Below are 20,093 nucleotides of genomic sequence, written 5' to 3'. Positions count from 1 at the left end.
CGGCGCTTCCCTGACGCCGGTGCTGACCGAAGAAGGGCCCCGCGGCCCCTCCGTCCCCGCGGGGCCCTTCGTCATGCCCTGGAACCGGGGCCGGAGCCGGGGCCAGGTCTGCGTGACCTACTTCACATGAAATTGCGCGCAGCCGGCGCAACCCTTCTCCGCCCTCACCGATCGAACCTCCTGCCAGATCAAGAAGACGGCGAGATTCGGGCGACCTGCGTTCGGAGGGGGACGCAGGTCGCACGTCTCTTCTCCGGCCTGCCCGGTCCTCTCGGGTCCGATGCGGTCCTCTCCGGCTCTTCCCGGCCTTCCCTGGGCCAGCTGGGCTCCTGGGCTCCTGGGCTCCTCCGAACTGGCCGCCCGCTCCGTTTCTCCTTCTCCCGAACGACTGCTTCTCCTACTTCTTCGGCGGCACCGCCGGCATCCCCAGGAAGGGCAGCCGCAGCGCACCGAACGCATCCGCCGGTACCACCGGCGCCTGCGGTTCCACCGGCTTCAGCCGCTCATACAGCGCTCCGGACGCCGGGCGCGGGTCTTCCTGACCCTTGTTCGGCCAGAAGGACATCGCCCGCTCGGCCTGCGCGGTGATCGTCAGCGAGGGATTCACGCCGAGGTTCGCCGAGACCGCCGCACCGTCCACCACCGAGATGCCGGGATGGCCGTACAACCGGTGGTACGCGTCGATCACCCCCGTCCGAGGGGAGTCGCCGATGGGGCAGCCGCCGAGGAAGTGTGCCGTGAGCGGGGTGCCCATCAGTTCGCCGATGTTGCTGCCCGCGAACCCGTTGATCTCGCCAGCGAGCACGGAGGCGGCCTGCGTGGCGGCCTTGATCTGCTTCGGGTTCGGGGAGCCGTGCCCCTGCCGCGCAGTGAGCAGCCCTTTGCCGATGCCGGCGGGCTTCAGATACGTCGTCAGGGAGTTGTCCAGGGACTGCATGACCAGGCCGATAATGCTCCGCTCCGACCAGCGCCGGTTGGAGAGGGAGCGGGCGACCAGAACGGGGTGCCGGGCCGCGTTCGCTAGCCAGGCCAGCACGCGTGAGGAGCCCTCGGTGTACGGCACCTGGAGGATCGACAGGCCGCCCATCGAGTTGGAGCCCTTGCCGTAGCGGACGGGTTCGATATGGGTGTTCTCGTCGGGGTGGATCGAGGACGTGATGGCGACGCCCCGCGTGAAGTCAGGCTTCGACGCGCCGGTCGCCTTGCGGTAGCGGCGGTTGTCGGTCTGAGCGCCGACCAGCGCCTCGGAGTTGGTGCGGGTCAGATCGCCCAGCCGGTTCGACAGGTGCGGCAGCCGGCCGCTTGCCTTCATCCGGTGCAGCAGGGTCTGTGTGCCGTAGGTGCCCGCGGCCAGGACCACGCGGCGCGCGGTGAAGATCCGGCCCCTGTCCGTCTTCTTGCGGTCCGTCGGCAGGGTCGCCACCGCGTACCCACCCCGTGAGTCGTCCGTGACCGATACGACCGTTGTCATGGGGTGGACCACCGCTCCCGCCTGCTCGGCGAGGTAGAGGTAGTTCTCGTTCAGGGTGTTCTTCGCTCCGTGCCGGCAACCGGTCATGCACTCGCCGCACTCGGTGCAGGCGTTCCGCGAAGGGCCGACGCCGCCGAAGTACGGGTCCGCCACCTCCTCACCGGGCTTCCCCTTCGCCGTTCCGTCGGCGTCCTTGCCATCGCCGAAGAACACGCCGACCGGTGCCAGGTGAAAGGTCTCACCGACGCCCATCCGCTGCGCCGCGGCCTTCAGGTGCACGTCGGAGGGGGTCATGGTCGGGTTCAGACGCACTCCGAGCATGCGCCGGGCCTGGTCGTAGTACGGCTTCAGCTCCTCCTGCCAGTCGGTGATGTCCCGCCACTGCGGATCGTCGAAGAAGGCCTTCGGCGGCACGTAGAGGGTGTTGGCGTAGTTGAGTGAGCCGCCGCCGACGCCGGCCCCGGCCAGCACCATCACATTGCCCAGCAGGTGGATGCGCTGGATGCCGAACATGCCGAGGCGCGGCGCCCACAGGTAGTTCTTCAGGTCCCAGGAATTGCGCGGGAGCGCGTCGCGGGTGAATCGGCGGCCGGCCTCCAGGACGCCTACCCGGTAGCCCTTCTCGGTCAGGCGGAGGGCGGATACGGAACCGCCGAAGCCTGAACCCACGACGAGGACGTCGTAGTCGTAAGCGTCCTGGGGCACGTTCTCTCCTAGTGGGGTTTCGCGTGCGGCGAAGGGAAGGGCCGGGGAAGGGGGAAGGGGTGGGGAAGGGAAGGGGGGATTGAGCGGGAATCGCCCCGGGGAACTGCGCGTCCGCGGAAATCAGCGGAACCTGAACGCCTTCATCAGGCGCAGGCTGCGGCTCATGAAGGCGGCGTACCGCTCGTCGTCCATGCCCAGTGAGGGAGCCATCGGCAGCAGTCGCTGACGGGCCACCGTCTGGGCCTCGGTGTACTTGAGGATGCCTTCGGAGCCGTGGCGGCGGCCGAGACCAGAGTCCTTCATGCCACCCATCGGGGACTGTGCGCTGCCGTAGGCCGGCGCATAGCCCTCGTTGACGTTGACCGTGCCGGTGCGCAGGCGGGAGGCGACGTCCAGTGCGCGACGGGCGCTCTTCGTCCAGACGGACGCATTCAGGCCGTACGGCGTGGCATTGGCACGCTCGACCGCCTCCTCCTCGCTCTTGAACCGGTAGACCGCGACGACGGGGCCGAAGGTCTCCTCCGCGCACACGGCCATGGATTCCTCGACACCGTCGAGGATGGTCGGCTCGAAGAAGTAGGGGCCGATGTCGGGGCGGGCCACACCGCCCGCGAGCACCTTCGCCCCCTTGGCCACTGCCTCCTGCACATGGCGTTCGACGGTCTTCAGTTGTCGCTCCCCGACCAGCGACCCCATCTCGGCGCCGTAGGCGAGGGAGTTGCCGAGCCGCATGGCTCTGGTGCGGGCGGCGAAGCGCTCCAGGAAAGCATCGGCGAGCGACTCGTGGACGTAGAGCCGCTCGATGGAGATGCAGAGCTGTCCGGCGGAGGAGAAGCAGGCGCGTACGGCTCCCGCCGCTGCCTTCTCGATGTCGGCGTCCTCCAGCACCAGCATGGCGTTCTTGCCGCCGAGTTCGAGCGAGACGCCGACCAGGCGGGAGGCCGCCCCGACAGCGACCTCACGGCCGGTGCGGGTGGAGCCGGTGAAGGAAACGTAGTCGGCGTGCTTGACCAGTTCCGGGCCGACGACCGGCCCCTCGCCCAGCACGACCTGGAACACGCCGTCGGGCAAGCCTGCCTCGATGAGCAGGTCACGTGCCCAGAGCGCGGTGAGACAGGTCTCCGTGTCCGGCTTCATCACCACCGCGTTACCGGCGACGAAGGCGGGCAGTGCGTCGCCGACGGACAGCTCCAGCGGGTAGTTCCAGGGGGCGATCTGCCCTACGACACCACGCGGATGACGGAGTTCGGTGACCTTGGTCAGGGTCGGCACGGCACCCGCGTGCCGTTTCGGCCGCAGGTAGGCGGTGGCCCGGCGGCCGTAGTGGCGGGCGGCGACCGCGACGGCCTGCACCTCCTCGTGCGCGTGCAGACGGGCCTTGCCGGTTTCCAGCTGGACCAGGTCGAGGACCTCGCCCTGCCGCTCCAGCAACAGGTCGTGGAAACGGAGGAGCACCTCCGCCCGCCGTCTCACCGGGACCTGTGCCCAGACGGCCTGCGCGGCGCGAGCCGCTTCGAAGGCCTTGAGCACGTCCTCGGGGGCGGACTCGGGCAGGTCGGCCAGCTTCTCGCCGGTGAACGCCGTGTGGTTGGCGGTAGTGCCGGAGCCGACAACGCCCTTGGTCAGCCGGGCCACCAGTTGCGGGGTGACCACCTCGGCGGCGGTGCGGGCCCCGACGGGGGCGGGTGCGAGGGGATTGGTACCGGCGGTGTCCGGAGCCTGCGTGTCCGTCATGACGCGCAGGGTATGCCGGTGCGGAGGCTTTGTGTACCCGTCGGTAACGACGATTCACCGACCACCCACACACTGCCAGTGATCACTGGCAGCAAATGTGCTGATCAGGGCGTTGATGCACCCACGAGCAAGACGATCAGCCGGCTCAGGGAATTGTCGGGAAGATGATCACTCGGCTCCGGGTTTCCTGGCGAGCAGGAGCCCGAGAGCCGCGAGGGGCGTACGGCGACGCCGGTCGGGGACGGGATCGGAGGGGGGCGCCGGCGCGGGCGCCGGAAGCCGGGCTACCGGCAGTGATCCCGGCGCCGGAGCGGGGTTCCGCTGCGTCGTCTGTCTGTCGGGGCCGGGGGGAAGGCCGAGGTACGCGCGGAGTGCCCCCGTGGCTTCGTCCGCGCCGGGCCGGATCGTCGGGTCGTCGGCGCACAGCCGGTCCACCAACAGTTCCAGCGGCCCGAGCGGGCCGTGCTCCGCCCCGACGGCGGCGCGGAGCAGCGCGCCCACGGACCACAGGTCGCAGGCCGGGCCGGCGCCGGGTCCCGCCGCCCGCTCGGGGGCCGTGAACCCGGGGGGCGAGCCCTTCGTGTGCCCGTCGCCGATCCCGAAGTCGGTGAGGACGACCCGGCCAGTGCCGGATTCCAGCAGCACGTTGGCCGGTTTGACGTCCCGGTGCACGATACCGACGGCGTGGGCGGTACGCAGGGCACCGAGCACAGCGAGCCCGATGCGGGCGGCCTCGGCGGGCGGGAGAGGGCCGCGCCGCAGAACCTCGTGCAGGGACTCGCCGGCCACCAGCTCCATGACGACCCACGGGACCCCGGCCTCGGTGACGACGTCATGGACCGTCACGGCGGAGGGATGCCGCACCCGGGTGGCGGCCCGGGCCTCCCGGTAGAGCCGGTTGGCGATGCGCCGGCTCAACTCGTGGTCGGCCGGGTCGCCGGGCAGGGCAGGCTCCTTGACAGCGACGTGCCCCTGCCCCCGTTCGTCCCGGGCGCGCCAGACTATCCCCGTCGGACCACCCCCGAGGCGATCTGCCAGCCGGTAACGCCCCCCGATCAGACGTCCATCGGGCGGGTGTTCGCCGTCTTCAGTCATGCCCCATGAGTACCGCGCGCGCCACTGCATTGTCGAAATGGGGAGGTCCGGAACGGGTCCGGGTGGTTCGGATCCGGGCACTGGTGCCGGCTACGGCGGGTCGGAGGCACACGGCGGCAGAACGGGCCGGCGTCGCAGGGAAGCCCCCGGGTCTCCCCCGTGCCTTCGGTACTTCCGTCGGGCCGCCCCAGGCGAAGCGGGCGGACGCGAAGGTGCCCCTTCTTCGGTGACGCGCTCCAGCGACAACGGTGGGGGCGACCATGCCGCCGCAGCCGCACAGAGGTCGAACGACGAGCCAGGGTGGGCACGTCGAGCACCGGCGGCCGGCCGACGCCCGTCGAGGACCGCGGGCCGGTGGCACAACCGCGACCGGGCGCCGCTCACCCGCCCGTGGCCGCGAAGGTGTCGACCGCCACGTCGAAGTACTCCCGGGCCTCCCGCACCTTGCCCACCGGCGCCGACACCCACACGTCGTACATCCGCCCGGCCTCCTCCCAGCACAGGTCGTAGGTGTGCCGCGGGCCTTCGGCGACGCTGAAGCCGTCCCAGGTGAACTCCCACAGTGCGGCGGGGTGTCCGTGGTGCACGGTGCGGGTGACCCGGCCGTCGTGGTACCCCGGGTTAGTGGACGGACCGTCGGCGGCGGACCGGTTCATCACCGCCTCCGGGCCGCCCGGTTGGGGCCCGGTTACCTTGATGCCGAGACGGAAGGTGGACCCGGCCGAGAGATAGAAGACCCGCTCGCCCTGCCAACTGCGGGTGAAGTCGCGCGGCACGGCGAGGGAGAAGCCCGCCGGGTCCCGGACGGTGCGGTATCCGGACGGCGCCGTGCGCGACTCGGCAGCGGTCGGGGCGCCCGCCTCCGGGCCTGTTGCAGTGGGTGTCGGGGAGGTGCCGGTGACCGTCGGAGCCGGGCTCGTGCCGGCGCCGGTGTGGGTCGCTGGGCTGGTAGCCGTGCCGCCCGGGGTACCGCCGCCCCCGTCCGCTCCCCGGTGCATCAGTAGTACCGCGGCCGACGCGCCGGCTCCGGCCAGCGCGGCGACGAGCAGGGCCGCCACCAGCACTCCGCGCGAGGACGGCCGGGGCCGCTCGGCAGGCGGCTGCGGGGCCGAGGCTGGGGCCGGACCACCGTGTGGAACGTCGGGCCGGGTCGGCGTGTACGACGCCGCGTCCCCGGATGAACGGCTGTCCGGACCACTGGGCCGTTGCGTACGGGCCTCGGTGCCGCCGGACTTCGGTGCCCGGCTGCCGAAGGCCCCTGGTCTCGGCGCGCGGTTGCCGCCGCCGAGTCTGGGGATCCGCCCGCCACCGTGGCTGCCGGGCGGGCCCGGGCTGCTGGGTGCGGCCGGTGTCCGCCCCGTCTCCAGGAACGTCCGCAGCATCCGTTCGGCGTCCGCCCGGTCCAGCCGCCGGTCGGGATCGCGTTCCAGCAGTCCCCGGATCACCGGCAGCAACGGCTCCGCCTGCGCGGGGGGGCGGATCTCGTCGGTGACGACGGCGTGCAGGATGCCGCCGAGCGAGTCGCGCCGGAAGGGCGACTCTCCGCTGAGGGCCGTGCACAGCAGAGCGCCCAGCGACCACAGGTCGGACTCCGGTCCGGTGCGCAACCCCGACATCCGCTCCGGCGCGGTGTACTCAGGTGAGCCGACGAAGGACCCAGTCTCGGTGAGCGTGGTGGCTCCGGCGACCTGCGCGATGCCGAAGTCAGTGAGCACCACCCGGCCGGTATCGGACTCGATCAGGACGTTCGCGGGCTTGATGTCGCGGTGCAGCACCCCCGCCTCGTGCGCGGCGCCGAGCGCGCTCAGCAGGGCAATGCCGATCCGCGCCGCCTCTGCCGCATCGACCGGGCCCTGCCGGGTGATCCGGTCGGCGAGCGAACCACCGTCCACCAATTCCATGATGAGGTAGGGACGTCCGTCCTGCTCCACGACGTCGTACACGCCGATGACGTGCGGGTGCCGCAACTGGGCGACCGCGCGGGCTTCGCGGAAGGTGCGGTCGCGGCGACGACGTGCGTCGTCCTCCGGCAGCGAGTCGTCCGGGAGGAGTTCCTTGACCGCCACCCGGCGACCCAGCGCCTGATCGCGCGCCCGCCACACGACGCCCATGCCGCCGCGCCCGATGCGTGTCTCCAAGCGGTAGCGGCCCGCGATCACCCGGAAGTCGGCGCCCTCGGTCCCCATGAGCCCCATCATGCCGCACCGGACCCACGCGCTCCGGGGCGCCGATCGGCCAAGCCGACCCGCTCAGCTGCCCTTTCCGGCCGGACCGGCCCGGGGCTGAGCGCCGCAGATCGCCCTTTTCCGGCGGTCGGGATACTGGGTTCACGTACCCGACTATCCTCTTTCGGCCGAAGTTCAGCCGAATCAGCCCGGGTTCGAGCACCCCACTGCCTCTTTTGGCTGGATCAGCCCGAGTTCGGCTCCTGCCAGCTCCGCAGCACCCACTTGAACTGCTGGCTGGTCTTCGCCCAGTCCTCGGCGGGCGTCGACATGTAGATCGCGTATTCGGTGCCCTGACGCGAGAAGTAGGTTTCCTCGATGGCGTGCCGGGGGCCGGCCACGTGGGGCGGGTCCTTCTTCAGTGCGGTCCAGGTGTACTCCCACAGCGACCCCTTGCGGTCGCGGTAGATGTTCCCCTCCAGCCTCACTTTGGCGTAGCCGACCAGCCGCCGGAGCTGCTGTTCGAGGTCCTTCTGGTGGGAGGTGGCGTCGACGAAGTCGGGTGAACTGTCGATGGAGATGCGCACGAAGTGCACGCCCCCGTCGGGTGTGTAGTCGATCTGCTTGAGGTCACCCTCGTCGCTGTACACCTTGCGCGTCCAGCCCTCGGGCAGGGAGAGGCTGAAGCCGAGCGGGTCGTGGTGGGTCTGCCAGCCGGCCGGGACCAGGCTTGCCGGGCTCGGGTTGCCGCTGGCGCTTGCCGAGGGTTCGGAGGCAGGGGTCGTGGTGTGGTCCGCCCGGGCGTTCGGGCTCCCGCCCCTCCACTGCTGGAAGGCCACCGCAGCGCCACCGCCCAGCACGGCCGCGACGGCGACGACGAGGGCGAGCGTACGCAACCGGCGCCGCGGTCGACCTGCCGCTCTGCTCCTGCGTGCTGCGGCATTCACCGCAGCGCCCGTCGCCGAACCGGCCGGCGTCGGCTCCACGGCCGTCGACCCCGTTGCAGAACGGGTCGCGTGCGCCACCGCACCGGGGCCGAGGCCCGGTACGGTCGGCCCGGAACCGTAGCCGGAGGCGACCGTCCCGGGTCCGGGCGAGCCCCCCTCCTGCACCCCTCCCGCGTGCCCGCCCGAGCCTTGCGCCGGGACGAACGCCCGGGGTGCATGTGGAGTGCGCCCCTCCGCCACCTCGGAGAGCAACTGCTCGGTCTCCTGCGCGTCCGGCCGCCGGTCCGGTTCCTTGCGCAGCAGGGCGGCGATGACCGGTCCGAGTGGGCCGGCGTGGCACGGCTCGTCGGCTTCCTCCTCGACAACCGCCTGCATGGTGCCCAGCGGTGAGGTGCGGCGGAACGGCGAGCGGCCCTCGACGGCCGTGTACAGCGTCGCGCCGAGCGCCCACAGGTCGGAGGACGGGCCGGGGTCATGACCACGCACCCGCTCGGGCGCGAGGTAGTCGACCGAGCCGACCACCTCTCCGGTTCGGGTGATGGTGGTGTCGCCGTCGATCTGGGCGATGCCGAAGTCGGTGAGCAGAACCCGGCCGTCCCTGCCGAGCAGGACGTTTCCCGGCTTGATGTCCCGGTGCAGTACGCCGGCGGTGTGCGCGGCGCGCAGCGCCCGCAGCACCCAGAGTCCGATGCGCGCGGCTTCCCTGGGTTCTATCCGCCCCTGTTCCTTGACCGCGTCGGCCAGCGAGTTGCCCTCGACCAACTCCATGACGATCCAGGGGCGCCCGTCGTGCTCCAGGACGTCGTGCACGGTGACGACGGCGGAGTGGTTGATGCGGGCGGCGGCCCGCGCCTCGGCCCGGGTGCGAGCCAGCAACACGGCCCGGTCGCTCTCGGACACGTAGAGCGCTGCGGTCAACTCCTTGATGGCGACCGTCCGGTGCAGCACCTCGTCGTGGGCGCGCCACACCCGGCCCATGCCGCCGCTGCCGATCGAATCGGCAAGCCGGTAGCGGCCCGCTATGAGCAGGCCCTGCATCTGATTCACGTTGCCCCGCAATGCTCTTGTCAGGGCCAGACTAAGGACCGGCCTGCCATCAGGGAACCAGCGGGGTACCAAGGTGACAGCACTGTGACGGTTGACGCTCAAGCGCGCGAACGGGAACCTGCTCCCGCACGGCCCAGCAGGTGTACCGAGCGCCCTTTCGGGTATGCGCGACGCTCAACGGGTGAAACGGTACGTCGCCGTGGCCTGCTCGTACAACCTCGTCACCTCGTCACGATCGGCCTCGGGGCCCCGGACTTGGAGGATGTGGTAGCGGCCGTCGAGCAGGATCGCCATGTTGCGCACGAAGAGGTTGTGTCCCCGGCCGTCCGACCAGGTGAACTGCCCCTCAGCCATGGTCCGTCCGCCCACCTCAATGGTGCGCAGGCCGGTGGCGGTGGCCCAACTGGAGTCCCGGTACGGCTGGAGTTCGCGCTCCTTGTCCCGCTGGTAGGCCATCGGGTCGCTGCCGTAGCTCGACGCGTCGTCCCGCCCTGCCACGACGATCAGTTCGAAGTTCCCGTGCGTGAAGACCACCTGACCACTGCCGTTCTTCGGCCTGCGGACCCAGCCCTTGGCGACGGCGACCTGGAAGCCGCCGGGATCCTTGCGCAAGGTGAAGCCGTCGGCGATGACGGGGTCGCCTCCGGTCTGCGTCTCGGTGGCCGGTGCCGACTCAGTGGAGTCGCCCCCCGGCGTGCTCTGCCCGGACGACGGTTCCGGCGAGTGTGCGGGGGCGGAACTCGCCTGCCCTGCCACGCCGGTACGGTCGCCTGCCGCAGCGCCGTTTGCCGCGGCGCCGTTCCCCTGCCGCTTGGGCAGGAACAGCATGGCGAAGGAAATCGCTGCGGCCAGCAGGAGCAGGATCAGCAGGAGCAGGAGCCGGCCGAGTCGACGTGGCGAACCTCCTTCCTCCTGGACGCTGTTGTGCCGGTCCTCCCGGGCCCGCTTGTGCCGGCCGTGGGGATGGGCCGCGGGCAGCCCGGCACGGCGCCGCCGCACCAGCTCGCCGCGGCGTCGAACGATCGGCAGCCGGTTCGGGGCGGCCGGCGGGACGGGGACGACGTGAGTGCCGGCTTCCGGTTCGGGCGCGGACCGCACCAGTGAGCGCAGCCAGCCGCTCAGTTCCTCGACGTCAGGCCGTTCCGTGGGGTCCTGACGGAGCAGCGACTCCACGACCGGGCGGAGCGGACCGCATTCCTCGGCGAACGCGGGGGGCTCGGCGCACACCAGTTGCACCAGTTCGGCCGTCGACTCCTCCGGGTACGGCGCGTGCCCCTGTACCGCCCGGAACAGCAGCGCGCCCAGTGCCCACAGGTCGGTGACCGGGCCGACCGGGGCCGCGAGTTGCCAGTTCTCGTGCACCGGCCCGGCCTGCTCCGGCGCCCACCGCTCGGTCACCGGTCCCACGACGGTCATCCGCATCTGCCGTGCTCGCTCGGCAGCGAGCGCGGTCGCGGGGCCTCGGCGCACGCCGTTTCCCGCGCCTTGGTCGTCCCAGCCCGCGGGCGACTGTGCGGGGAGCACGGAGGGCTCGGGAGCCTGGGGCTGTAGGGCAGCGGTCCTCGGGGCGGGGGCGGCCCTGCCCAGGGAGGGGGACGTACCTCCGGGCGCGGAACGCGGTGAGGCGCCGTGCCACGGTGCGCCCTGCACCGCCTCGTGGTCAGCCGCCCGCCCGGGAGGCGTCGGGCCGCCCGGCCCCGCGGGGAACGGTGTCTGTGCCGCACCGCCGAGCGGGTCGGCGCCCGCGCCGCCCTCAGCGGCCGGGCGTGCCCCGGGCAGGGCTACGAGGCCGTCTTGCTGGGCCACCCGGGCGGCGGCACGGGCACCCGCGCGGTACGCGGCGATGGCCCCGGCCCGAGCCGCACGGACGTCTGCACCCTCGTCCATAGCCCGTTGTCCGGCCGGACTGGGCGCGTGGTTCTCCCGGGGAGCACCGTTCGCCGTGTGAACCGCCGGCCGTCCGGCCGCCCGCGCCTGGATGGCAGCCCGGCGCGCGGTCTCGGGGCCGGCGTCCGCGGACGGAACACCACCCCCGTGCGCGGTCACGTCCGTTCGGCCGCCGGAACCAGCCGGGCCGGTCGGGCCGGTCGGGCCGGAGCGTCCGGAAGCGTCCTCCGGAGCGCGGCTGCTCCCCGAGGGCCCGGTCTGCGCGGGCAGTGCGGGACCGTCGCCGGTGCCTGCACCCGCAGCAGGGACGACCCCCGACGTCCCCGCGCCGTCTTCCGCCGGATCCGGCAGCTCCTGACGGACCGGCACCGGGTCGTATCCGCAGAGCGCCTCCTCCGCCGCGCCGACTGCCAGGCCGGTGAGCATCACCCGGCCGTCGTCGCAGACCAGGACGGTGCGGCCGGTGACGTTGCGGTGCACCCAGCCGTGGGCGTGCAGTACCCGCAGCGCCATGAGCACATCGGAGGCCACCTCGGCCGCCCGGTAGGGCGTCAGCGGCCGCTCGGCGAGCAGCTCGGCCAACGGGCGAGCGGTCACCAGCTCGCTGACGATCCAGAGGGAACCGCCCTCGGCGAACACGTCGAAGACCTGGTCCAGGCGTGGATGGTCGGGGATGCTGGCCGCTGCCTGGGCGGCTTCGATGGCGCGCCGCACCACGGGGTCGGCGGGCCGTCGCGTCGCAGTCCGTGGCGCCGCCGGTCGTGCCCCGCGCGCACGCGCGGTGAACCCTTCGGGCAGACCCTCGGCGTCGAGCACCTCGGCCTCGACGACCTCGGGCAACGCCACCTGACGGACGAGCACTTCCTGGCCGCTGTAGGTGTCGAAGGCGCGCGTCTCGGTGAGTTCGTACTCGTCGGAGGGTGGCTGCGGCAGGCGGTAGCGGTCGGCGAGCACCCGTCCCGCGTAGTCGTCCACGCTGCCTCCCCCGGCCGCCTGCCCGGTCACATCCGTTCGCCCCACGACCCGTTTCGCACGTAGCTGCGGCTGCGTGCGGTCCGCAACCATTCACGATACGGGCCGAAGGCAGTCCGCATTGAAAGGATGACGGATTCTCACGCGTCAAACAGGCTTCCGCGGTCTATGACTTGGGTTCGAAGGACGTCTGCAGGGTCTTCCAGGAGTCCTTGCGCAGTGCGGTGTCCCAGTTGGCGGCCTTCGCCGTGTACATCAACGCGTACCCGTACCGGCCGCCGACCACGAACCCCCGGTCGATGGTGCGGTACTTGGTGCCGCCGTCGACGTAAGTGAACTCCCAGTCGGCCGTGTTCCAGCCGCGGTAGTCCACCTTCTCTATGCGGACCTTCTTGTACTGGGCGCGCACCATGCCGCGCTCCTGGTTCTGCCAGTCCGCCACCGGGTCGTCCTTGGGCGTACTGGTCCAGCCGATGAGCAGCTTCTGCCCCGCGGGCCCGGTGTAGCGGTCCCCTCCACCGTCGGTGGCCTGGTACTTCCACCCCTCGGGCAACCCGATCGAGTACCCCTGGCTGCCCTGGCGGGTCGACACCACCGGCGCGCCGCCGGAACCCTTGGAACCGGGCGTGCTGGACGCGTCAGCGGACCCGCTCGCGCTGACGTCCATCGCAGCGTCCGACGCCGAGCCGGTGCTCGCGGACGTCGAACCCGCTCCGTCGGCCTGTGCACCGCTGCCCGCGCCGGGCGTGCTCTCGTCCCGCTTGGTGGATGCACCGGCGCTGGCCGCCGCCCCGGCCCCACCGTTCCTGCCGCTCTTGCCGCTGGTGCCCTTGCCACCGCCCAGCACGATGACCAGAACGGCCCCAAGCACCGCGAGGACGACCACCACCGAGACGATCGCCAGCGTGCGCTTGGACACCACGTCGGTCAGCGGGGCCCTCGGCGCCGGTCGTGGCGGCAGATCCAGTTCCGGCGGCGGCACCACCGGCCAGCCCGAACTCGCCTTGGACGGGCCGGGGTCGGGTGCCGCGACGGACCCGGATGCCGGACCGACCGGTCTCGTCGCGGATCCCGCGCCCGGCCGTCCCGACGTGGGGGCGGGTCGCGCTCCGTCGTCGGCCGGGCCGGCGGCACCCGCCGCGGTCGTGCCGGCCCCGCCCTGCGTCCGCACCGAGGACGTGGCCGCGCCGGCCGCAGGACGGACCGGACGCGGCTCCCCGCCGCGCTTCTGGGCGGTCTGCTCGGCCGTCCTTCCCTCGGCGGCGTCCGGCAGGGCGGGCAGCGGCACCACCCGGGTGGCGTCCTGCGGTTCCGGTTCGGGTGCGTGGACCACCGCGTTGAGCATGGCCCGGGCCCCGGCGTCGTCGAGCCGCTTGGTGGGGTCCTTGGTGAGCAGGCCGTAGATGACGTCCTTGAGCGGGCCCGCGTGCTTGGGCTCCTCCAGCGGCTCGGTCATCACCGCGGTGAGCGTGGCGATCGCCGAACCCTTGTCATACGGCGGCGCGCCTTCGACGGCCGCGTACAGCAGACCGCCGAGTGACCACAGGTCGGCCGCCGGACCGGGCTTGTGGCCGCGGGCGCGTTCGGGGGAGATGTAGGAGGGAGCACCGACGAGCATGCCGGTCGAGGTGATGGACGGGTCGCCCTCGACCTGCGCGATGCCGAAGTCGGTGAGCACGACCCGGCCGTCCTCTGCGATGAGCACGTTGGACGGCTTCACGTCCCGGTGCAGGATGCCCTCGCGGTGCGCGGAGCGCAGCACGTCGAGAATGGCGAGTCCCACTTCGGCGGCGCGCCTGGGCTTCAGCAGGCCGTCCTCGCGGATCGCCTCGGCGAGCGACTTCCCCTCCACCAACTCCATGACGATCCAGGGCCGGTCGTCCTCGTCGACCACGTCGAAGACCGTCACCGCGCTGTTGTTGCGGATCCGGGCGATCGCCTTGGCCTCACGCAGGGTGCGTGTGATCAGGCGCCGCTTCTCCTCGTCGTCGATGTTCGACGGGAACCGCAGCTCCTTGACGGCGACCGTCCGGCCCAGCGTCTCGTCCTCGGCCCGCCAGACCGTCCCCATACCGCCGCGGCCCAGCACACCTCCCAGCCGGTACCGCCCGGCGAGGAGGCGCCGCTCGCTGTTGTCCTGACGAGTCTCCTGACGGGATGTCCCCGCCCGCTCCGCCTCCGACATGCGTCCCCTCATACAACCCGCCCTGACAGAGCCTCCATTGTCTCTCACCCGGCAAGCGCCGGACGCCCAGGGTGCCATTGACCGCGGCCCGCCGCGCAACAGCGGAACGCATCTGAAGCGGATGTTCCGCTTACCGCTGCGACGGGGCGCAAGAGCGGAGCGAGCAGAAGACCGACTCCCCCGACGGTGTGGCCCGTTGCGGTGCCGGCAGTGCCACCGCACCCCTCCCTGCCGCTCCCGCCCGAACGGACCTCATCGGCCGGGGTCCGCATACCGGCCACCGATGCGCCGACGGCGTCCTATGGTCACAGCCCTCCGGCCACTGCCTCGAACTCGGCCTTTCCAGGGGCCTGATGCCGCGGCAGGCGGCGTTCGCCCGCCAGAAGGCGCCATCCAGTACGTGCTCCGGGTCCCCGGCCGTTGGCTGGGGGAATGCCAGCCGGAAGCCCTCATACTGGACGTGCGTGGGTCTTCGGGCGGTGCGGTGGGCATCGTGCGCCGGGCGTCGCGACGGGACCAACATTGCCTGGTGGGGAGCTGGTTACCCGCCCACTCGCGCTGGCGCGCCTAGAGCGGCACGATGTCCGGCGCCCCCAGCCGCGCCGCATCCGCCGTCTGGTCGTCCGGCTGGAGTTGGGACTCCCGCTCGGCTTCGACCTGCTTCTCGTAGTGTTCGACCTCGCGCTGGATCTGGTCCTTGTCCCAGCCGAGGACCGGTGCCATCAATGCGGCCGCCTCGCGGGCGCTGCGCGTGCCCCGGTCGAAGGTCTCGATGGAGATGCGCGTGCGGCGGGTGAGAACGTCGTCCAGGTGCCGGGCCCCCTCGTGCGAAGCGGCGTACACCACCTCGGCACGCAGATAGTCGTCGGCGCCCGGTAGCGGCTCGCCGAGCGCGGGATCTGCGGCAATGAGCTCCAGGAGTTCCTCGATCCCGGAGCCGTACCGATTCAGCAGGTGTTCCACGCGGACCGCGTGCAGTCCGGTCCGGGCGGCGATCCGCGCCCGCGCGTTCCACAGCGCCTGGTAGCCCTCCGCACCCAGCAACGGAGTGTCGTCCGTGACGCAGTCGGCGACGCGCATGTCAAGGCCGTGCACCGCCTCATCGACAGCATCCTTCGCCATCACCCGGTAGGTCGTGTACTTGCCGCCCGCGACGACCACCAGGCCCGGCGCCGGATGCGCGACCGTGTGTTCGCGGGACAGCTTGCTGGTGGCGTCGGACTCACCGGCGAGCAACGGTCGCAGGCCCGCGTACACACCCTGTACGTCGTCGCGGCCGAGCGGTACGGCGAGCACCGAGTTGACGTGTTCGAGTAGGTAGTCGATGTCAGCGCTGGACGCGGCCGGGTGGGCCTTGTCGAGGTCCCAGTCGGTGTCGGTGGTGCCGACGATCCAGTGCCGGCCCCAGGGGATGACGAAGAGGACGGACTTCTCGGTGCGCAGGATCAGGCCGGTGCTGGAGTGGATGCGGTCCTTGGGCACGACCAGATGGATGCCCTTGGACGCACGGACGTGGAACTGCCCACGCTCGCCCACCATCGCCTGCGTGTCGTCGGTCCACACGCCGGTGGCGTTGACGACCTGCTGGGCACGGACCTCGTACTCGCCACCGCCCTCGACGTCCTGCACCCGGGCACCGACGACGCGCTCGCCCTCCCGCAGGAACCCGGTCACACGGGCGCGGTTGGCCACCTTCGCGCCGTAGGAAGCCGCCGTGCGTACCAAGGTGGTGACGAAGCGGGCGTCGTCCACCTGGGCGTCGTAGTACTGGAGGGCGCCGACCAGAGCGTCCTTCCTCAGGCAGGGTGCCACGCGCAGGGCGTGACGCCGGGTCAGATGGCGGTGCACGGGCAGCCCCCGGCCGTGACGACGGGCCATGGACATCACGTCGTACAAGGCGACGCCCGAGCCTGCGTACAGGCGCTCCCAGCCCTTGTGCTGCAACGGATAGAGGAAGGGAACCGGCTTGACCAGGTGCGGAGCGAGCCGCTCCAGGAGCAGCCCACGTTCCTTGAGAGCCTCGCGGACCAGCGCGAAGTCGAGCATCTCCAGATAGCGCAGGCCGCCGTGGATCAGCTTGCTGGATCGGCTGGAGGTGCCGGACGCCCAGTCGCGGGCCTCGACCAGACCAGTGGACAGACCGCGGGTGACCGCGTCCAGTGCCGTACCTGCGCCAACCACCCCGGCGCCGACCACCAGCACGTCCAGCTCGCGCTCCGCCATCGCCGCCAGTGCCTCGACGCGTTGCGCCGGCCCCAGAGTCGCTGTCCTCACCGTTGCCTCCCGCTGTCGCACAACCCGCTCGCGTCGGCCGCACCCGGTGGGCGAAGCCCGGTTCGTCCCCTCCTCATGCCCAAATTCTGACCGTCTTGCCCGACTTCAGCCACCACGCGCTTCCAGCCTGTGGACAACTCGCGCACAACCCTCGGAAGACACACGAACAGAATCCCGCATAACGGTCATATTTACTCCTAGTCTGACAGTGCGCTCGCTCATCTTGTCCACAGCGTTTGCGCACCTGTGCCACTTCGGCTACTGGGAAGGACGGGCCACGCCATGCCCGCAGACCTCGCCGTCATCGGACTCGGCCCCTACGGCTTGCCGCTCGCCCAGGCCGCCGTCGCCGCAGGCATCCCCACGATCGGCTACGCCACCGGCCCGGAAGCGGGCTCACTCAGCCCCGCCGAACTACGCCGTATGCACTCCGCCGGCTTCCGACCGGGCACCGATCCGGCCCAGCTCGGTCGAGTGCGCACCGCGGTGATCTGCGCACCGACGCCGCGCGGCGCGGACGGCGGGCTCGACCTCGGCCAGGTGGAAACCGCCACCCGCGCCCTGGCCCCGCGGCTCCGCCCGCACACCACGGTCATCCTGGAGTCACCCGTGCTCCCCGGGACGACCGAGGAGTTCCTGCGCCCCCTACTGGAAGAGGGCTCGGGTCTGCACGCGGGCCGCGACTTCCACCTGGCCTACTCCCCCAGCCGGGTGGATCCCGGCAACCGCGACCACACGCCCTCCAACACGCCGAAGGTGATCGGCGGTCTGACTCCCGCCTGCACCGAGTCCGCGGCCGCGTTCTACGGCCGACTCACCGACAAGGTGGTGCGGGCACGCGGCCTGCGCGAAGCGGAGACCGTACAGCTCCTGGAGGCCAACTACCGGCACGTCAACATCGCGCTCGTCAACGAGATGGCCGTTCTCTGCCACGAGCTGGGCGTCGACCTGTGGGACGTCATCCGCTGCGCGGAGACCAAGCCCTTCGGCTTCCAGGCCTTCCGGCCGGGCCCGGGAGTGGGCGGGCACGGCATCCCGCAGGACCTGACCGGGCACGCCACCCGCACCCTGCGCATGGTGGAACTGGCCCAGCAGGTCAACCACCGCATGCCCCGCTACGTCGTCCAGCGCGCCGCCACCCTCCTCAACGAACACGGCAAGTCCGCCCGCGGCGCCCGCGTCCTCCTCCTCGGCGTCACCTACAAGCCCGACCTCGCCGACCGGCAGGGCGCACCCGCACAGGAGATCGCCATCCGCCTGATGGAGCTGGGCGCCTCCGTGAGCTACCACGACCCGTACGTCCCCGCGTGGAACGTCCTGGACCGCCCGGTACCGCGCGCGGACTCCCTGTACGAGGCGGCAGCCGACGCCGACCTGACGATCCTGCTCCAGCAGCACCGCACCTACGACCTGCAGGGCCTGTCCGTGAAGGCTCAGCTGCTGCTGGACACCCGGGGGGCGACCCCGACGGGGGCGGCGAACCGGCTCTGAGGGCCGTGCAGGTCCGTGCAGGGCCACGAGGCCTGAGGGGCCGTGATCAACGGAAGGCAACGAACGGAAAGCGGTTACACAGACAAAGCGATCACGAACCGAGAACGGCTGGGAGCACTGCCGCCCCCGGCTGTTAATCTCCTCGAACTCGCCGCACACACGTGCGCTGCGGTCACCCGTTTCCGTCTTCCAGTTGTGCCACAGCACGGGGGAATATCTGTCATGAGCCAGTCAGCTCCGCCGCCTCAACCGCCACAGTCCGCTCCGGTCGGCGGCAACCCCTACGCCAAGCAGGCGCCGCCGCCCGCTCCCGGAGCGCCCTACCCGCCGCAGCCGGGCGCCTCCGCCACGCCGCCGGCGCCGCCCGCACCGGTCCGGAACAACCTGCCCCTCGGCCTGCTGTCGGCGTTCGCCGCCGCAGTGGTCGCCGCCGCGCTCTACGGCGCTGTCATCGGCCTCACCGAGCACGAGATCGGCTGGGCGGCCATCGGCGTCGGATTCGTCATCGGTGCCACCGCGGGCAAGACCGGTGGCCGCAATCCCGTCCTGCCGATCGCCAGCGTGGTCCTGGCGCTGGCCTCCGTGTACCTCGGTCAGCTGGTGGGCACGGCTCTCATCGTCGCCAAGAAGACCCCCTGGAGCTTCACCGAGGCCTTCTTCGGCCACTTCGGTCTGCTCCAGACAGCCTGGAAGGACGCGGCTGACCCGCTCACCTTCCTCTTCTTCGCCATCGCCGCGTTCGCCGCGTTCTCCGGCGCCAAGAAGGCCGCCGCGTAAGGCGGACGCCTTCAGGACGAAGGGCCCGCCGCGGGCGGGCCCTTCCTGTCGTACGGCTTCACCTCGTACCGGCGTACCGGACGGGTCAGCGCCGGTGCTGGCTGTCCGCGACCGTGACCTCCACCCGCTGGAACTCCTTGAGCTCGCTGTAGCCGGTGGTGGCCATGGCGCGGCGCAGGGCGCCGAAGAAGTTCATCGAGCCGTCCGGGGTGTGGGACGGGCCGGTCAGGATCTCCTCGATGGTGCCGACCGTGCCGAGGCCGACCTTCTTGCCGCGGGGCAGTTCCTCGTTGACCGCCTCCATGCCCCAGTGGTGGCCCTTGCCGGGCGCGTCCGTGGCACGGGCCAGCGGGGAACCCATCATCACCGCATCGGCGCCGCAGGCGATGGCCTTCGGTAGGTCGCCGGACCAGCCGACGCCGCCGTCCGCGATCACGTGCACGTACCGGCCGCCGGACTCGTCCATGTAGTCGCGGCGGGCCGCGGCGACGTCCGCCACCGCGGTGGCCATCGGGACCTGGATGCCGAGGACATTGCGCGTGGTGTGCGCCGCGCCACCGCCGAAGCCCACCAGGACACCGGCCGCGCCGGTGCGCATCAGGTGCAGGGCAGCGGTGTAGGTGGCACAGCCGCCGACGATCACCGGCACGTCCAGCTCGTAGATGAACTGCTTCAGGTTCAGCGGCTCGTGCGAGGACGACACGTGCTCGGCCGAGACCGTCGTACCGCGGATGACGAAGATGTCCACGCCCGCGTCCACAACCGCCTTGGAGAACTGGGCGGTGCGCTGCGGGGAGAGGGCGGCCGCCGTGACCACGCCGGAGTCGCGCACCTCCTTGATCCGGGCGCCGATCAGCTCCTCCTTGATGGGAGCCGCGTAGATCTCCTGGAGGCGGCGGGTCGCCCGCTCGGCCGGCAGCTCGGCGACCTCATCCAGCAGCGGCTGCGGGTCCTCGTGCCGCGTCCACAGGCCTTCCAGGTTGAGCACGCCGAGGCCGCCCAGCTCCCCGATGCGGATGGCGGTTGCCGGGGAGACGACGGAGTCCATGGGGGCGGCCAGGAAGGGCAGCTCGAAGCGGTAGGCGTCGATCTGCCAGGCGATCGAGACCTCCTTCGGGTCCCGCGTACGGCGGCTGGGGACGACGGCGATGTCGTCGAAGGCGTACGCCCGGCGGCCGCGCTTGCCGCGCCCGATCTCGATCTCAGTCACGTCTTGGCCTTTCCCTGATGCGTTTCAGCGTCTTCCAGTATCGCCGACGGGTACGACAACGGCGGCCCCGGATGCTCCGGGGCCGCCGTCGATGTCCGGCACAGGTCCGGCCACGCGCGGGTGAAGGCGTACG

General features: G+C 71.5%; 11 protein-coding genes. 2 read left to right on the top strand and 9 right to left on the bottom strand.

Annotated elements, in window-relative coordinates:
• Window positions 1-397 precede the first annotated feature (397 nt).
• The 8 genes from LK06_RS20215 to LK06_RS20180 all read right to left on the bottom strand — a co-directional run bounded on the left by LK06_RS20215 (window position 398) and on the right by LK06_RS20180 (window position 16,482).
• Window positions 398-2,176, bottom strand: a complete 1,779-nt coding sequence (locus LK06_RS20215; protein ID WP_039652790.1) for a GMC family oxidoreductase N-terminal domain-containing protein — start codon at window positions 2,174-2,176, stop codon at window positions 398-400.
• A gap of 120 nt (window positions 2,177-2,296) precedes the next feature.
• Window positions 2,297-3,910, bottom strand: coding sequence for a succinic semialdehyde dehydrogenase (locus LK06_RS20210; protein ID WP_039652789.1), 1,614 nt, complete (start codon window positions 3,908-3,910; stop codon window positions 2,297-2,299).
• Between the two features lie 168 nt (window positions 3,911-4,078).
• Complete coding sequence (locus LK06_RS20205) at window positions 4,079-5,005, bottom strand: serine/threonine-protein kinase (protein ID WP_039652788.1); 927 nt, start codon at window positions 5,003-5,005, stop codon at window positions 4,079-4,081.
• Window positions 5,006-5,385: 380 nt separating this feature from the next.
• Window positions 5,386-7,191, bottom strand: coding sequence for a serine/threonine-protein kinase (locus LK06_RS20200; protein ID WP_039652787.1), 1,806 nt, complete (start codon window positions 7,189-7,191; stop codon window positions 5,386-5,388).
• A 224-nt stretch (window positions 7,192-7,415) separates the two neighbouring features.
• Window positions 7,416-9,155: a protein kinase domain-containing protein gene (locus tag LK06_RS20195; protein WP_039652786.1), complete on the bottom strand. Its 1,740-nt coding sequence runs from the start codon at window positions 9,153-9,155 to the stop codon at window positions 7,416-7,418.
• Window positions 9,156-9,338: 183 nt separating this feature from the next.
• Entirely contained in the window at window positions 9,339-12,026 is a 2,688-nt protein-coding gene (locus LK06_RS20190) for a protein kinase (protein ID WP_043433632.1), read from the bottom strand.
• Between the two features lie 163 nt (window positions 12,027-12,189).
• Window positions 12,190-14,208, bottom strand: a complete 2,019-nt coding sequence (locus tag LK06_RS20185; protein WP_174673905.1) for a serine/threonine-protein kinase — start codon at window positions 14,206-14,208, stop codon at window positions 12,190-12,192.
• A gap of 567 nt (window positions 14,209-14,775) precedes the next feature.
• Window positions 14,776-16,482 carry a glycerol-3-phosphate dehydrogenase/oxidase gene (locus tag LK06_RS20180; RefSeq protein ID WP_043433630.1) on the bottom strand — a complete coding sequence of 569 codons (1,707 nt, stop codon included), beginning with the start codon at window positions 16,480-16,482 and terminating at the stop codon, window positions 14,776-14,778.
• Window positions 16,483-16,764: 282 nt separating this feature from the next.
• On the opposite strand from LK06_RS20180, the gene LK06_RS20175 reads away from it, so the two are divergent.
• Both LK06_RS20175 and LK06_RS20170 read left to right on the top strand, forming a co-directional pair.
• On the top strand, window positions 16,765-17,973 hold the full coding sequence (locus tag LK06_RS20175) for a nucleotide sugar dehydrogenase (RefSeq protein WP_039652782.1): 1,209 nt from the start codon (window positions 16,765-16,767) through the stop codon (window positions 17,971-17,973).
• Window positions 17,974-18,195: 222 nt separating this feature from the next.
• Window positions 18,196-18,750, top strand: a complete 555-nt coding sequence (locus LK06_RS20170; RefSeq protein WP_039652781.1) for a hypothetical protein — start codon at window positions 18,196-18,198, stop codon at window positions 18,748-18,750.
• 85 nt (window positions 18,751-18,835) lie between these two features.
• On the opposite strand, the gene LK06_RS20165 is transcribed toward LK06_RS20170, so the two are convergent.
• Window positions 18,836-19,960 (bottom strand): GuaB3 family IMP dehydrogenase-related protein, encoded by a 1,125-nt coding sequence (locus LK06_RS20165; RefSeq protein WP_039652780.1) that lies wholly within the window; start codon window positions 19,958-19,960, stop codon window positions 18,836-18,838.
• Between the last annotated feature and the right edge of the window lie 133 nt (window positions 19,961-20,093).

Source organism: Streptomyces pluripotens (genome assembly GCF_000802245.2).
Taxonomy (GTDB): domain Bacteria; phylum Actinomycetota; class Actinomycetes; order Streptomycetales; family Streptomycetaceae; genus Streptomyces; species Streptomyces pluripotens.
This window is presented reverse-complemented; position numbering and strand designations above follow the sequence as displayed.

Coding starts and splice junctions, on each gene's coding strand:
- LK06_RS20210 (WP_039652789.1), bottom strand. CDS start 3,910: ATGACGGACACGCAGGCTCCGGACACCGCCGGTACCAATCCCCTCGCA.
- LK06_RS20205 (WP_039652788.1), bottom strand. CDS start 5,005: ATGACTGAAGACGGCGAACACCCGCCCGATGGACGTCTGATCGGGGGG.
- LK06_RS20200 (WP_039652787.1), bottom strand. CDS start 7,191: ATGGGGACCGAGGGCGCCGACTTCCGGGTGATCGCGGGCCGCTACCGC.
- LK06_RS20195 (WP_039652786.1), bottom strand. CDS start 9,155: ATGCAGGGCCTGCTCATAGCGGGCCGCTACCGGCTTGCCGATTCGATC.
- LK06_RS20185 (WP_174673905.1), bottom strand. CDS start 14,208: ATGTCGGAGGCGGAGCGGGCGGGGACATCCCGTCAGGAGACTCGTCAG.
- LK06_RS20175 (WP_039652782.1), top strand. CDS start 16,765: ATGCCCGCAGACCTCGCCGTCATCGGACTCGGCCCCTACGGCTTGCCG.
- LK06_RS20170 (WP_039652781.1), top strand. CDS start 18,196: ATGAGCCAGTCAGCTCCGCCGCCTCAACCGCCACAGTCCGCTCCGGTC.